General features: G+C 52.7%; 1 rRNA gene. It reads left to right on the top strand.

Annotated features, from left to right (window positions below):
* Positions 1-21 precede the first annotated feature (21 nt).
* A 23S ribosomal RNA gene (locus ACFOKJ_RS01685) occupies positions 22-1,878 on the top strand; the annotation flags it as partial.

Below are 1,878 nucleotides of genomic sequence, written 5' to 3'. Positions count from 1 at the left end.
GCAAGGTATCTGAAATGATAGAGTCAAGCGACTAAGTGCATCTGGTGGATGCCTTGGCGATCACAGGCGATGAAGGACGTGCAAGCCTGCGAAAAGCAGCGGGGAGCTGGCAATGGAGCTTTGATCCGCTGATGTCCGAATGGGGAAACCCCTCCGCAAGGAGATCCTGCGCTGAATATATAGGCGCATGGAGGCGAACCGGGAGAACTGAAACATCTAAGTACCCCGAGGAAAAGAAATCAACCGAGATTCCGTAAGTAGTGGCGAGCGAACGCGGAAGAGCCTGTACGTGATAAGGATTGCGATAGTGGAACACTCTGGAAAGTGTGGCCATAGTGGGTGATAGCCCCGTACACGAAATTGCATTCCTGGTACTAAGCGTACGAGAAGTAGGGCGGGACACGCGAAATCCTGTCTGAAGATGGGGGGACCATCCTCCAAGGCTAAATACTCGTGATCGACCGATAGTGAACCAGTACCGTGAGGGAAAGGCGAAAAGCACCGCGGGAGCGGAGTGAAATAGATCCTGAAACCGGATGCATACAAACAGTGGGAGCCCCTTCNCGTGATCGACCGATAGTGAACCAGTACCGTGAGGGAAAGGCGAAAAGCACCGCGGGAGCGGAGTGAAATAGATCCTGAAACCGGATGCATACAAACAGTGGGAGCCTCCTTAGTGGGGTGACTGCGTACCTTTTGTATAATGGGTCAGCGACTTACATTCAGTGGCAAGCTTAACCGAATAGGGGAGGCGTAGGGAAACCGAGTCCGAATAGGGCGATTCAGTCGCTGGGTGTAGACCCGAAACCGAGTGATCTATCCATGGCCAGGATGAAGGTGCGGTAACACGCACTGGAGGTCCGAACCCACTAGTGTTGCAAAACTAGGGGATGAGCTGTGGATAGGGGTGAAAGGCTAAACAAACTCGGAGATAGCTGGTTCTCCCCGAAAACTATTTAGGTAGTGCCTCATGTATCACTTCCGGGGGTAAAGCACTGTTATGGCTAGGGGGTCATTGCGATTTACCAAACCATGGCAAACTCAGAATACCGGAAAGTGCGAGCATGGGAGACAGACGGTGGGTGCTAACGTCCATCGTCAAGAGGGAAACAACCCAGACCGCCAGCTAAGGTCCCAAATGATCAGTTAAGTGGTAAACGAGGTGGGAAGGCCTAGACAGCCAGGATGTTGGCTTAGAAGCAGCCATCATTTAAAGAAAGCGTAATAGCTCACTGGTCGAGTCGTCCTGCGCGGAAGATGTAACGGGGCTCAAACTGATAACCGAAGCTGCGGATGTGTACTTTGTACACGTGGTAGGGGAGCGTTCTGTAGGTCTGTGAAGGTGTGTCGTAAGGCATGCTGGAGATATCAGAAGTGCGAATGCTGACATGAGTAGCGATAAAGCGGGTGAAAAGCCCGCTCGCCGAAAGCCCAAGGTTTCCTACGCAACGTTCATCGGCGTAGGGTGAGTCGGCCCCTAAGGCGAGGCTGAAAAGCGTAGTCGATGGGAAACGGGTGAATATTCCCGTACTTTCGTATAGTGCGATGTGGGGACGGAGAAGGTTAGGTCAGCGGCCTGTTGGAATAGGTCGTTTAAGCCGGTAGGTGGTTAGGGTAGGCAAATCCGCCCTTTCATTCAACACCGAGACGTGATGACGAGGGTCTACGGACCTGAAGTGACTGATACCACGCTTCCAGGAAAAGCCACTAAGCTTCAGCTATACGAGAACCGTACCGCAAACCGACACAGGTGGGCAGGATGAGAATTCTAAGGCGCTTGAGAGAACTCAGGAGAAGGAACTCGGCAAATTGACACCGTAACTTCGGGAGAAGGTGTGCCCCGGTAGCTTGTAGGAGAACATCCGAAGGGCGAAGGGG

It is taken from the genome of Vogesella amnigena (assembly GCF_042648905.1).
In the GTDB taxonomy this organism is placed as follows: Bacteria; Pseudomonadota; Gammaproteobacteria; order Burkholderiales; family Chromobacteriaceae; genus Vogesella; species Vogesella amnigena.
This window is presented reverse-complemented; position numbering and strand designations above follow the sequence as displayed.